This window comes from Flavobacterium sp. WC2409 (assembly GCF_041200085.1).
Lineage (GTDB): Bacteria > Bacteroidota > Bacteroidia > Flavobacteriales > Flavobacteriaceae > Flavobacterium.
The window spans coordinates 395,098-409,177 of record NZ_CP165625.1 but is presented as its reverse complement, the minus strand read 5'-3'; the positions used below and the strand labels follow the sequence as shown (position 1 = coordinate 409,177).

At 30.9% G+C, this 14,080-nt stretch carries 12 protein-coding genes; all 12 read left to right on the top strand.

The window, feature by feature from the left end; translation table 11 throughout:
* Window position 1: 1 nt before the first annotated feature.
* The 12 genes from AB3G34_RS01745 to AB3G34_RS01690 all read left to right on the top strand — a co-directional run bounded on the left by AB3G34_RS01745 (window position 2) and on the right by AB3G34_RS01690 (window position 13,904).
* A complete protein-coding gene (locus AB3G34_RS01745; RefSeq protein WP_369753277.1) occupies window positions 2–496 on the top strand; it encodes a hypothetical protein in 495 nt (164 codons plus the stop codon).
* 91 nt (window positions 497–587) lie between these two features.
* Window positions 588–1,637: an AAA family ATPase gene (locus AB3G34_RS01740; protein ID WP_369753276.1), complete on the top strand. Its 1,050-nt coding sequence runs from the start codon at window positions 588–590 to the stop codon at window positions 1,635–1,637.
* Window positions 1,637–1,837: a hypothetical protein gene (locus tag AB3G34_RS01735; protein WP_369753275.1), complete on the top strand. Its 201-nt coding sequence runs from the start codon at window positions 1,637–1,639 to the stop codon at window positions 1,835–1,837. Before AB3G34_RS01740 ends, AB3G34_RS01735 begins: the two co-directional genes overlap by 1 nt.
* 60 nt (window positions 1,838–1,897) lie before the next feature.
* On the top strand, window positions 1,898–2,899 hold the full coding sequence (locus AB3G34_RS01730) for a DUF6371 domain-containing protein (RefSeq protein WP_369753274.1): 1,002 nt from the start codon (window positions 1,898–1,900) through the stop codon (window positions 2,897–2,899).
* Between the two features lie 108 nt (window positions 2,900–3,007).
* Window positions 3,008–3,907, top strand: a complete 900-nt coding sequence (locus AB3G34_RS01725) for a helix-turn-helix transcriptional regulator (protein WP_369753273.1) — start codon at window positions 3,008–3,010, stop codon at window positions 3,905–3,907.
* 249 nt (window positions 3,908–4,156) lie between these two features.
* Window positions 4,157–6,010: a DUF262 domain-containing protein gene (locus AB3G34_RS01720; RefSeq protein ID WP_369753272.1), complete on the top strand. Its 1,854-nt coding sequence runs from the start codon at window positions 4,157–4,159 to the stop codon at window positions 6,008–6,010.
* Complete coding sequence (locus AB3G34_RS01715) at window positions 6,003–8,423, top strand: DUF262 domain-containing protein (RefSeq protein WP_369753271.1); 2,421 nt, start codon at window positions 6,003–6,005, stop codon at window positions 8,421–8,423. Before AB3G34_RS01720 ends, AB3G34_RS01715 begins: the two co-directional genes overlap by 8 nt.
* A gap of 181 nt (window positions 8,424–8,604) precedes the next feature.
* The gene (locus AB3G34_RS01710) at window positions 8,605–8,835 is read left to right on the top strand and encodes a hypothetical protein (protein WP_369753270.1); all 231 of its coding nucleotides are present in this window, start codon (window positions 8,605–8,607) and stop codon (window positions 8,833–8,835) included.
* A 97-nt stretch (window positions 8,836–8,932) separates the two neighbouring features.
* Complete coding sequence (locus AB3G34_RS01705) at window positions 8,933–10,585, top strand: ATP-binding protein (protein ID WP_369753269.1); 1,653 nt, start codon at window positions 8,933–8,935, stop codon at window positions 10,583–10,585.
* A 757-nt stretch (window positions 10,586–11,342) separates the two neighbouring features.
* On the top strand, window positions 11,343–12,197 hold the full coding sequence (locus AB3G34_RS01700) for a helix-turn-helix domain-containing protein (protein ID WP_369753267.1): 855 nt from the start codon (window positions 11,343–11,345) through the stop codon (window positions 12,195–12,197).
* 66 nt (window positions 12,198–12,263) lie between these two features.
* Window positions 12,264–12,827: a DUF417 family protein gene (locus tag AB3G34_RS01695; RefSeq protein ID WP_369753266.1), complete on the top strand. Its 564-nt coding sequence runs from the start codon at window positions 12,264–12,266 to the stop codon at window positions 12,825–12,827.
* A gap of 60 nt (window positions 12,828–12,887) precedes the next feature.
* Window positions 12,888–13,904, top strand: a complete 1,017-nt coding sequence (locus AB3G34_RS01690) for a hypothetical protein (protein ID WP_367773892.1) — start codon at window positions 12,888–12,890, stop codon at window positions 13,902–13,904.
* Window positions 13,905–14,080 lie beyond the last annotated feature (176 nt).

Genomic DNA, 14,080 nt, shown 5'->3' with positions numbered 1-14,080 from the left:
TATGAAATCAGTTATTCTTAATGTGCGTATTTCTCAAAAATTGAGAGATAGGTTAATCGATGATTCCCATGAAAAAGGCATTACACTATCTGATAATTCAAGGGAGATACTTACCGCTTATTGCAAAGCAAAAAATAGTGATAAAATTGACAATCAAACTCTACGTGATATCAATTTTTATAATAGTAACGAATTCATTTACTTAATCTTTTGGATGTTCGAAAAAATTAGATCCCCAAAACATTTTGGGCCTAAAAATGAATTGGAAGATCTGAAAAAAATTGTATTACAAGTAGTAACCAATAAGTTTTCCCCTCCAGACTTAAAACAGGAATTTGAAAAAGTACTTATTGACATTCAAAGATACCTTAATGAATTTGACCTCCCTAATAACAAATTCAACTTTTGTGCGCTCTGTACTGATGAAGTTTTTGACTACATCATCTTAGCAGAATTCATTAGAAATAAGGCATTTGAAAACAGAATCTATTTGTAATACACTTTGTATTACACTTTGTATTACAGTTTGTGTTACAATTTGTATGACAAACTGTAACACAAACTGTAACACACCAAAAACAGAAAACATGACTCCAAAAATCATCCCCTTATCCGAGCATACGGAGGCGTTTAAAAAAGAACTTGAAGCCGATTTAAACAATTCTGAAATAAAAATGACAAATCCTTCCAATTGTTTCAACATAAAACCTATCAATGAATGGATAGAGGATGCAAAAAACCGTCCAATCCCAAATATGCTATTTAGTGAGCTATGGTATGAAAATGAAACCTGCATATTATTTGCTGACACTAATCTTGGTAAATCCATTTTGGCGTTACAAATGTCTAATGCATTAAGCAAAGGCATCAGCATTTTAGGCTTCAAAATGGAGATACTAGCTCAAAAGGTATTGTATTTTGATTTTGAACTATCAGATAAACAAGTAGAAAATAGATACTCCAATCAATATTCTGAACACTATGTTTTCAGTCCAAATTTACTTCGGGTAGAAATAAATCCTGAACAAGATATTCCTGCAGAATTTAAAGATTTTGATGATTACTTATGTCATTCGTTAGAACTCGCAACTATTGAACATGATGCCAAAATTATCGTCATAGACAATTTAACTTATTTAAAAACGGATACCGAAAAAGCAAAAGATGCTTTACCACTGATGAAATTTTTGAACAGTATTAAGAAGAAGTACAACCTTTCAATCTTAGTATTAGCTCATACCCCGAAACGAGATGCTTCCAAACCTTTGACTAAAAATGACCTCTCTGGGAGCAAAATGTTAATGAATTTTTGTGACAGTTGTTTTGCTATTGGCGAAAGCGCACAGCAAACAGGATTGAGGTACATCAAACAAATTAAGCAACGAAATACAGAATTGATATATGACACCCAAAATATAATTGTGTGCAACATTGAGAAGGATACGAACTTCTTAGCCTTTGTTTTTATGGGTTATGAGAATGAATTGGATCATTTGAAACCAAGAAACAACAAAGAACAGTTTAATGAAATTATAGCTTTGAAAAAACAAGGTTTACCCAACACTCAAATTGCTGAAAAATTAGGAATAAGCGAAGGTACTGTTCGAAACAAAATAAAAAAATCTGAAAATTTATAATGTCTGCAAAACTAATATATCCTCTAATAATGGCGCTACCTGAACAGGAGCGTGAATTACTATTGGAGATGTTAGGAGTAAAAACTAATAAGCTTGATTTAAACAAATTCTTATCTGCTGATCATCAAAAACTAATCGAAAAAAGAGAAATGATTGCCTATTTAATCGAAACTCAATTTAGCAAATTCAAGAAGTCGTAACACTCGTAATATTCGTAGGGGTTACGAATATTACGAGTGTTACGAATAATCAATTAAACCATGTATAAATATTCACTCGACAAATCCAGCAAAAAATTTATTTGCCCTAGATGCCTGAAAAAATCATTTGTTAGGTATGTTGACAATGAAACAACATGCTATTTGGATACTCAATTTGGCAGATGTGACAAAGAAAGTAGTTGTAAATATCATACCTCTCCAAAAAACAATAATATCCTATACATTCATTCTAAACCACTACTTAAAAGAGAAAAGTCTACTATTCAGAAAATAGAAGTAACAAAGCATGGACAGAATTTTAAAAACAATTATTTCATTCAATATCTTAAAAATCACTTCCATGAGGACGAAATAAAAGCAACTATTCTAAACTATTTAATTGGAACTTCGAATCATTGGAGAGGTGCAACTGTTTTTTGGCAAATCGACCATAAAGAAGCGGTTGTAACAGGTAAAATAATGCTGTTTGACATCAATACAGGCAAAAGAGTCAAAAAGCCCTATAATCACATTAGTTGGATGCACAAAGCGCTAAAAATCCCGAATTATGAATTGAAACAATGTCTTTTTGGTTTACATCTTATTAATGAATATCCCGAAAAAACTATTGCCTTAGTTGAATCAGAAAAAACAGTAATCATAATGAGCTTATTTTTGCCTAATTATATTTGGATTGCTACAGGAAGTAAAGGAAATTTTAAAAAAGAATTATTAGAGCCTATTAAGAATTTTAAAATCATAGCCTACCCCGACAAATCGGAATATAATGATTGGAATAAAAAAACCATACAATTAAATCAAGAAGGTTATCACATAAGATGTAGTGATTTTGTTGAAAAAAAAGACGTGCTAGAAGGAACAGATCTTGCCGATATTTATATTGAATCAAAGATTAAAACCTTTCCAAAACCTGAAGTAAAACACACTACTACAGAAATCGAAGTAAACCGATTAGCTAAAATAAATCCTGAAATTATTAATCTTATCAGGACTTTTGAGTTGCTGGATAATGAGCATAATGAGATTGAGTTTGTTGTCTAGGTTCTAACGTTATAAAAGAACACATTTAAATTTATATTGGATTCCAATTACTCTGTCGCAAAACGGCAGACAAATCTTTTATCTTTGATTAATAAATAAAAATCAATTATGTCAAAATTAATCTATTTTAAAAGGTATTTGTACGTTATAGACCGCTTGCGAAGCAGACCTTGTAGTTTTAATGAATTGCAGGAACACGTGATGCGAAAACTTGAAAAGGACGATATCGACACCACTTTTGAATATGCCATACGCACTTTTGAACGCGACAAGAAAGACATTACCACTCTTTTTGGCATCGAAATACACTACAACCGAAAAGAAAAAACGTACGCTATTGATGAAGAAGAAATAGAAGATCAATCAGTAACTCGAATGATCGACGCCTTTTCAATTCATCATGCACTTCAAGAAGGAAATAAATTGTCTCCTTCTGTGTTTCTCGAAAAACGAAAATCATTAGGAACTGAACATATCTACGGCATCATTCACGCCATTCAAAATCTTAATATTTTACTATTTACGCATCAAAAACATTGGGACGATTTTAGCACCTTACGAGAAGTGAAACCTATTGCAATTAAAGAATCACAACAAAGATGGTATTTAGTTGCTCTGGATAAAAAGGACGACACAGTGAAAACCTTTGGTTTAGATCGTATTTCCAAACTAAAAATCACTGATACCAAGTTCAAGCCAATTAAATATAATGTGGAGAAAGAATTCAAACATGCATTTGGAATAGAGACCTATTCTGCTGCCGAAAAAATAATTTTAGAGTTTTCTAACAAACAAGGAAATTACATCAAAACATTTCCTTTGCATGAATCTCAAATTGTAGTTGAGGAAACAGAGGACACTGTCATAGTGGAAATTTATATACATACAACAAATGATATTATAATGGAGCTTTTGAAATACGGATCAAACGTAAAAGTAATCTCCCCAATTACCCTCCAAAATGAAATCAAAAAAAGGATTTCGGACATGTCAAGTCTATACCAATAATGTCAAACCTTAGAGGTAGAAACTTTAAAACTGCAAAATACCATAGCAACCAAATTGCTGATTAAAAACTACAATAAAATTTTATCTTATAAGATTTATATGACACAATATATTACCTTGTACAAAGAACAAAACAAATCACTAAACTATTAATGTCAGCATAGCGATGCTAGCGCTTTTGTGATGATGTTTTTTTTTGTTTATTAGGTTAATTAGTTTAAATCAGAAAATAATTAAAACAACAATATCATGACAGAAAATTACATAGGATTAAAACCTATTAAGGAAATCTTAGGTATGAATTTCTTTATTCCTAATTATCAACGTGGATATAGGTGGACAAAACAGCAAGTAAAGGACTTACTCGATGATATTAATGAATTTATCGAAAAAAAAGACAAAGGTATTTATTGCATTCAACCTTTAGTAATTAAAGAACAAAAACAGGAAACTTTTGATTTAATAAAGAATGAAGCAAAAAATATTGAAGAAATTGAAAAATTATTGAAAGGTAGTTGGGAGGTCATTGATGGTCAACAACGATTAACCACAATTTTCATACTGTTAACATATTTAGACTGTGAGAATAAATACAACCTCAAATATGCAACTCGTGAAGACAGCGAGTCTTTTTTACTATCTATTGATCATGGCAAAAAAGAGGACAATATAGATTATTATCATATCATTGAGGCAAAGGAGCAAATAACCAAATGGTTTACTGAAAATGGTAATGATCTGGAAATATTCAAAAATACGCTTTTAAATAAAGTGAATTTCATTTGGTATGAATCTGTAGATGAAAATCCAATAGCTGTTTTTACCCGCTTGAATATTGGAAAAATCCCCCTTACCAACGCAGAACTTATAAAAGCATTATTTCTTAACAAGTCAAATTTTGAAAGTAACGATTTTAAAAAAATAAGACTTCAACAACAAGAAATAGCAAGTGAATGGGATCACATAGAATATAATTTACAAAGTGATGAGTTCTGGATGTTTTTGCATGAGCAAAACTATGACAAACCAACTCGAATCGATTTTATTTTTGATTTAATCTGTAACCACAATTCCTTAAAGCTTAAAGAGGAAGAAATGAAAGACATTGGTAAAGATGAGTATAAAACTTTCAGATACTTTTATGCTTGGTTTAAAAGGAAAACTGATATAACCGAATGCTGGAAAGAAGTAAAATCCTACCACCAAATTTTTCAAGAATGGTTTAATGATTTAGAATTGTACCATTATATCGGTTTTATGATTGAAAACAAGATCGATATTTCTACAATTATTAAAGAATGGAAAAAAGAGGGACGAACCAAAAATGACTTTACTAAGCAATATATTATTCCGTCTTTAAAGTTTAAAATTGCGAAATGTTCTGATCTGAACAAACAATATGAGATTGAGAATTCTCCTAAAAAAACCCAATCTCGCCCACTTCTTTTATTATATAATATACAAACCCTAATTAATCAGAATGAAAGTATTAAAGATAACGCTAAATACAAGCTACCTGTCTTTTATAAGTTCCCATTTCATTTATACAAAAAAGAGGCTTGGGATGTAGAGCACATTGATTCTAATACAGAAAATCAATTAGAAGACGAAAAAGACCAAAAAAAATGGTTAAAATGTAGTTACTCACATATATCCGATAATGATTTAAAATTGGAAATAGAAAAGTTTTTAATCGATGCAGAGGATAAAAAAGATTTTGATTATTTACGGGCAAAAGTTATCGCAAACACAACTTCCGCTTCAGTTAAATTAAATAATGAAGAAAAAAATAAATTATGGAACTTCACTTTGCTCGATGCATCAACTAATAGGAGCTATGGCAATGATATTTTTCCTATGAAACGCATTGTTATTATTGGCAAGGATCAAGGTAAAAAGATCACTATCAATGATGACGTTGCTGATTTTGAAATACATCAAATACCAGGTGAAATTGCATTTATTCCCCCTTGCACGAAAAATGTTTTTCTAAAATACTACAGTCCAAATACTGATAATTTAAGAGAATGGGACAAATCTGACGCCAATACATATTTAAAGAACATAGAAACAGTCTTAGAAAAATTTTTAAAAGATGAGTAAAGACAATATTACACAACAAACAACATTTTGGACATTTCTTAAATCTCAGAAAATTGAAATTCCAATTATTCAGCGAGATTATGCACAGGGGCGATCTGGAAATGAAAAATTACGCGAAAAATTCCTTAAAGATTTAAAAGAATCATTAGATAAAAATACGGTTTTAAAACTTGATTTTGTTTATGGAAGCCTTGAAAACGGTAGTCTCAATCCTCTTGACGGACAGCAAAGATTAACTACACTCTGGCTACTGCATTGGTATATTGCATTCAGAGCAGGAGAATTATCTAAAAACAAACATGTTTTTGAAAGATTTTCGTACGAAACAAGAGTTTCATCCCGTGAATTTTGCAAGCAACTATCTAGTTTAGAAATAACTGCCGAAAATGGAATTTTGCAGTTGATTCAAAATCAAACTTGGTTTCAGTCTCTCTGGAAGCAAGATCCAACAGTAAGCGCAATGCTTAATATGCTTGGAGGAACATCCGAAAAAGATGAAAAAGGAGAAGAAATATTTGATGGTATAGAAGAGGTCTTTTTCGATAAAACAAAATTTGAAGAGTATTGGATAAAGCTGACTTCGGAAAATTGCCCTATCAAATTTTATTATCTTCCTCTTGCTGAATTGTCGTTGTCTGATGATTTGTACATCAAAATGAATGCCAGAGGGAAGGCGCTAACTTCTTTTGAAAATTTTAAAGCAGACTTAGTAGGATATATTGATAAAAAGGAATGGGATAAAGACAAAACTGAGGCAAATAAAATTTCTCACAAATTAGATACTTCGTGGACCGATATATTTTGGAAGAATAAATCTGAGGAACATAAAATTGATAATATTTATTTTTCATTTATTAATAGTTACTTTCTAAATAGTTTAATAACAGCAAAAAATGATAAAGAAATAGATTTATATACCCAAGAAGCAATTCTAAATAACAAATTATATAAATATTTATCAGATAACTCATCGCTTAAATACAATGGATTTGAAATTTACAAATCTGAAGAAAACGTATTTGATAAACTGTGTTTTGAACGTCTGACTATGATTCTTGATAAGTTTCATTTAACTTTCAAATCTTTTACAAAAGAAGATATAGACAAACTATTCTTCCCATCTTGGGACGATCACTCTGATTTTAGATTTATACCTGTTTATAAAACAGAGGGAGAGGAATACATAACTTCTACACCAACAGATCGACAAAGAGTAGTTTTTTACGCGATATGTTGTTATTTTGAAAATAATGAATATGAAGAGAAAGCATTAAAAGATTGGATGCGTTTCGTGTGGAATATAGTAATCGACCCAAATCTTGCAATGATTGGTGCAATGAGATTTATAAAAGAAATAGCTAAACATTCTGGTGACATAATTACTTTTTTATGCGACAATAACGAAGAAGTTAAGATATCTAAAACCCAATTTGAAGAAGAATCAATAAAGGCAAAGCTAATTAAATCTGTCAAAGATGATAGTTATGAAAAAGCAATCATAAAAGCAGAATCTCATAAATTATTCAAAGGAAATATTCAATTTTTACTTAGTAAAGGTATAAACACTACTATCGAAGATTTTAATACTGAAAGAGATATTGCGTTTCTTATTACTCAAAATACGGGAGATTATTTATGGATTAGATCAATACTAGCCAACGCTGGCAGACTTCCTACTACCATAACTCTATCGAATATAAATGATAATTGGAGGTACTTAATTAATTCATCTCTTATGGAAGCATTTCGTAATCTAATTTCAAATTTCAAAAATATTGATTATCAAGCACAGTCTGCACAGACCATTATGAAAAATATTTGTGCAAATTATAAACGTAAGGAAGAACTGCTTTGGGTTTATCCATTAGTTCATTGGGTAGGTGAAAAAGGAGAAACGTTGCTTGATAACTATTCTGATACTAAACGAATTGTAAATTATTACAATCAAGGAAGTATTTATTTATATAATAAAACTAATTGGACAGAAGGAAATATACTATTATCAAATTATCGTAACGAGATTATTCAAGAGTTACTTAAAGACAAAGAAATAATTTATAATAGTCCTGATTGGTCTAATATCGATAACAAGTACTTTAGAGGTTGGAATATAAAACTTATACGCAAAACACGTCTTCAAAATCAAGATGTAGAAATTGAATATCTTTTTGATAGACAATATCTAAGTATTGGAATTAAAGAAACTACTGAATTGCAACTTTCGTTTTCACTTCATCAGTTTTCTGAACCAGCAAAATTTGGTTTTGATGAAAATGAAGAAGGTTGGTTGTGTCAAAAAAAATATGATTATCTGAAAATCGTCAAAAACGAATATGACATTAATAGCTTTTTAAAGGAGGTTGAAGAGGGATTTCAATTTCTGATCTCAAAGTTAAATCAAGAGATTGAATAACTACTTTATGGCTTAATATATAATACCTGCAACTTATTATTAAAACGACATTCCCACTAGAGTGTCGTTTTTTAGTTATAAATAAATTACTCTGTCGCCCTTTGACCTTCTCCATACCTAATTTCGCATGTAGGGGAAGCAGAAAACCAATTAGAGTAAGCAAAACAAAAAATAAAATATTATGTCTCAAATGATTTTAAAAGGAAAAGAAATGATTAGAATTAATCCAACAATCAAAACAAAAATTGAATATTCAACCAACCAAGGAAGAAGTTGGATTTCACGGTATAATTCTAGCAGCTGCGGCGATTTTACCGATTTAACCGATAGCGGCAGGGAAATCTTAGGAATGACTTCTAAAGGCCTCTATTATTCGACCAATGAAGGTAGAAGCTGGATTAAAAGAGGTTAAAACAAAATTTTAAAATAGTTGGCAAAACTTAAACCGTCACCATATGGCATTGTGGCGGTTTATTTTTGGTCTGTAATAATCAAAACACTAAGAAATCATGGAAGAAAACCACCTTATTTTATCATTAGAAACTATTCACAAAACCTCTAAAAACTCACAACTAAAACTGTCAGCATTCGACAGTATTTCAGTTGAAATAAAGCTAATTAGTAATTATTTTGAAATCAATAGCATAGAAGCTGTACTGCTAGCAAGTTGTTTTATACAATCCTGTTTTGATACGGTAGAACTGCCAGAAATCATTAAACACTTTGGTTTAGAAAAACATAGCTTTCTAAAATATATAGAAAATTTCAATTTACTAATTGCCAAATCTATAGTAGTTAAAACAGAAAATCGCCGCTCAGAAAATAATTATAAACTGTCCCAACATATTTATGATTATATATCAACCCAAAAATCAATTCCAAAAGGACTATTAGCAATTAAAGTAAAAGAAAATACTTTTTGTGAATTTTTATCAGATTTGGATATTTTAAGTAACCTGAAAGATGACGACAAAATCAATTACTTTTATTTCGTCCAAAAGTTCGGTGATCTATTACAAGCCAATAAGCAATTCAAATTGATCGCTTTCGCAATCAAAAATCTTGAATTAGTAGATTCGTTTGTTTTTTTTGATACAATTCTAGACGCTATGAACTTAGGAGAGAATAATTTCAACACGGTATTACAGACCACAGTTGAAGATTTTTATGACCGAAAAAGAGATTCATTCAAATACATTAATGATTTCCTAGATGACAAGACAGCATTAAATCTACACGAATTAATAGAAAAAGACACTACTACATTTTCCAACAGACACCGCATTCAATTGACTCAAAAAGCCATTTCTATGTTGAAAGAATTAGAAGGGATTTCATTAACGGCTGCAGAAAAGAAAGACGAACGATTAATTTATGCTAAGCAAATCCAGAAGAAAAACTTGTTTTATAATAGCGGAGAAAAACTCCAATTAGACCCTATTACAAAAAGTCTTTCAAACACTTCATATGTGAAATTACAAAGCAGATTAAAATCAAAAAACATGAGTACGGGTATCACTGCGCTTCTGTACGGAGCTCCAGGAACTGGAAAGACCGAAACTGTTTATCAATTAGCAAAGAAGCACAATCGTCCTGTTTTCAAAGTAGAAATTTCAGAAACAAAATCCATGTGGTTTGGCGAAAGTCAGAAGTTAGTTAAAAAAATTTTCACCGATTACTATAATTTCAAAAAGACATTAAAAGTATGCCCTATTCTTTTATTTAACGAAGCCGATGCCATTATAGGCAAGAGAAAAAGTGCTGGTTCATCTTCAGTTGCCGACACAGAAAATGCCATACAAAATGTATTACTGGAAGAACTAGAAAATTTCGACGGAATTCTATTTGCTACATCCAACTTGGTAACCAATTTAGATCCCGCATTTGAACGTCGTTTTCTATTCAAAGTAAAATATGAAAACCCAACCATAGAAAACGCTACCAAAATATGGAAAAACAAATTACCTTTTCTTTCTGAAGAGGAAGCTTTAAAACTAGCTTCTCAATTTTCCTGTTCTGGCGGGGCAATGGAAAATATTGCCCGAAAATCTATTATGGAAGAAATTGTTTTTGGTACAAAACCCAACTTCGAAAAAGTCCTTTCTTTTTGCGAAAATGAAAAATGGAGCAATAAAATTAGTAAAATGAAAATAGGGTTTTAATATTAATTAATTTTCATTAATTTAGCTTAAAATATTAATTATTAACGTGCACGAATCCGTACACGATTTCTATAATTTTAAGCACAATAAGAGTATATATTTCAGGGGATTGTTGGAATTTTTGACCGAATTCATAACCCTGAGGTCACGAGTTCAAATCTCGTCCTCGCTACAAACTTAAAGTCATGTAAATCACGGATTAGTGCCAACTAATCCGTTTTTTTATGCCTAAACTTTTAGTACTTTTACAGAACGTGCACGATTTACCTATAAAATCAATCTAATCATTACCAAATACATAAGCTAGAAATATCGATATAAAGACAAGGTGTAAACTTTCCAAATCACAAAAGAATAGTATGTTTTTTATTCTGTCTTGCCCTGAAATAACTTGTCGTTTTTAGATTATAATGCTAGAATTCGTTTATATCAAAACAAATTAGACCAATTTACTAATGGCAAATCCAGCTCTTCAATTGATTGCTTTGATTTTAGTATTTCATCCTGTGCCACTTTTATTTGGCTTATATTTTTGAAATTTGTTAAAACAGAAAAGAAGACATTCTGCTTTGAATTGCAAAAAAAAACATTAAAGAATTTAACAATCCAAATTAATTATGAGAATGCAGCTTAACTGAATGTGTATATTTACATATCCAGTGCTTTGTTACGTACTTATTCAGAAAAACAACCTTACTGCATGAGCCATAAACAAATAATAATATTTTAACTTTGAGCATTGTTCTCAAAATAAAAGATGGAGTTAAAAGATACACAAATCAATCAAAAAGGCTGTACAGTCCAAGAATGCAATACAGATTATATCAATCAGTGTGGGGGTTCTCCTTTGTATTCTATTTATCTTTTTGAAGGTACAGGCAAAATAAGTGTCGATTTAGTAGAATATTCTTTTGAAGGTAAAATTGTATTGTTTACAACTCCATATCAAATTATTCTTTTTAATACGGAACATCCAATTAAAACCAGAAGACTCCAATTTTATGGTGATTTTTATTGCATAGAATATCACAAAAAAGAAGTGGCTTGTAACGGTCTTTTATTTAACAACATATATCAACAAGCCTATATAAATCTTGAATTAGAAGATTATATTGAGATGGATTATATTCTAGAAAAACTAATTATTGAACTAGAAATCATTAACAGTTATTCTATTGCGGTAGTACGAGCTTATTTACAATTGATTCTAGCTTTATCTAGTAAAATTAAATCGAAAAAAGTAGTCATTTCTGAAGAAAAAAACACTTTTCATCCTTTAATGAATTTTAAAGTGCTACTTGAAAATAATTTTCATAAAGAAAGGCAACCTTCTTTTTATGCTGATCAAATGGGCATTTCGCCTAATACATTTTCAAAAATCTGTAAACAGCATTTCTTGAAAACACCCTCTACATTAATTCACCAAAGGGTTATACTTGAATCTAAAAAATGGATTCACCTTAGTTACAAAAGCATGAAAGAAATTGCTGCTGAATTAAACTTTGACGATGAAAATTACTTTAGTCGTTATTTTAAAAAACATACTGGAATTACCCCTACTGCATTTCGAGAGAATGTTGGGATATCCATCGTGGCAGATTTGTCTAGGTAATATCCACATCTGTCCATTGTGACCACAACAAAATCTTATTAACTTTGCCTAATAAATAGTAAATATATGAACATGTTAATAACCTTAGCAAAATTACAAAGTCAATTTTTTAATTTAATGAGAATAGCTATTTTTATAGTAATGGTATGGATTGGAGGACTTAAAGCTTTTCAATATGAAGCAGATGGAATTGTGCCTTTTGTTGCCAATAGCCCTTTGATGAGTTTCTTTTACAGTAATCCAAATGAATATAAAGACCACAAAAATAAAGAGGGAGAAATTGTTGAAAAGAATATTAAATGGAACACTCAAAATGGAACCTATAGCTTTTCATATATGTTGGGCGGCATAATTGTTATTATTGGTTCGCTAACTTTATTTGGTATTTTCAATAATCACTTAGGGCTTATTGGTGGATTACTCACTGCCGGTATGGCATTAGTTACGCTTTCTTTCTTAATTACTACTCCAGAAACCTGGGTGCCTAACTTAGGTGGCGATATGCCAACACCTCAATATGGCTTTCCTTATCTTTCAGCTGCGGGCCGATTGGTTATAAAAGACATTATTATGATGGCAGGAGGTTTAATTGTAGCTTCTGATTGTGCTAAAAAACTTTTGAAGGATTAATTAAAGTATTCTTAAAAATAAATATCAAAGAAAGTCATTCTTGTAAAGTTTAAAAATATAATGGTTGAAAAAGTGAATAAACTCAAATTAATCCGATATTTTTTTGCCCTTATCATGATTGCTGTTATGGTTGGCGCTTCAGAATGGCTCGACCAAAAAGAAATTCTGTTTCCTGAAATGGCCGCATTGGTGCTTGGTTTATGGGTTATTGATAAAAAAATATGGACGGTTAGTAGACCGATACTGGTAGCATTGATGACAGTCTGCGCCTTTTTCGGAATTCTGCTTGTCCTTTATTCCCCATTCCCTCTTTTAATAAATATTGCAATTTCATTTACATTTACATCCCTTTGCCTTATTTTGACGCGCACCACCTTAATTCCAATAACGTCATCTGCAATGTTGCCAGTTTTATTAGGAACTAACTCGTTAGTTTATCCTGTTTCTGTTTTCATCATGAGTCTTTTGGTCGTTTCCGGACAATGGCTTATGGAGAAAAATGTATTGCGCGAGGTTATTACTTTCGATAGAAAAAAAGATCATTACAAACACAGTCCGAAGCATTGGATGAGATTACTGTTTTGGGTAGTACTCATAGCTGTAATTCCGGTATATTTTGGGAAAATATATTTTATAGTTCCACCATTGATGGTCATGTTTATAGAATTCAGTTCATCATCATCAGGCTTTCGCAATCGCCCGCTACAGGTTTATTTAGTAATCATAATTTCTGCTATACTAGGAACACTCTTTCAGCACTATTTGCATACAATATTGGGATTCCCACAAATATATACGGTTTTATTGCTATTTTTATGCCTGTTTCTTCTTTTTGAAATTGTCGGTAAACCATTTGCGCCAGCTTGTGCCATTGCTCTTGTTCCAATGATTATTCCACAAAAAAATGTACTGTCTTATCCCTTTCAGGTTGCCGTTGGGTCAGGTATATTTCTGTTTGTAGCCATGTTCTTTTTCTTAAAATGTTACCGTTGGAAACGTGAGCATCTTCTAGTATGTTTTATACCTAAATTTATCAGATTCAGAATGGAACGCCCAAAGCGAAAAGAGAGATGTTAAGTCTGTTTAATACTACTATTTTAAAACAGAGTGTATTATAGGTTGGATGTTTATGAACGTAACGTTGTCCCTTATTTTTTAAAACTAATCGGATTTACACTGCAAGAAAATATAATGTCTTAATTATTTATATAAAAAAAACTCGGAATCACTTCCGAGTTTTTCTGTATAAATAC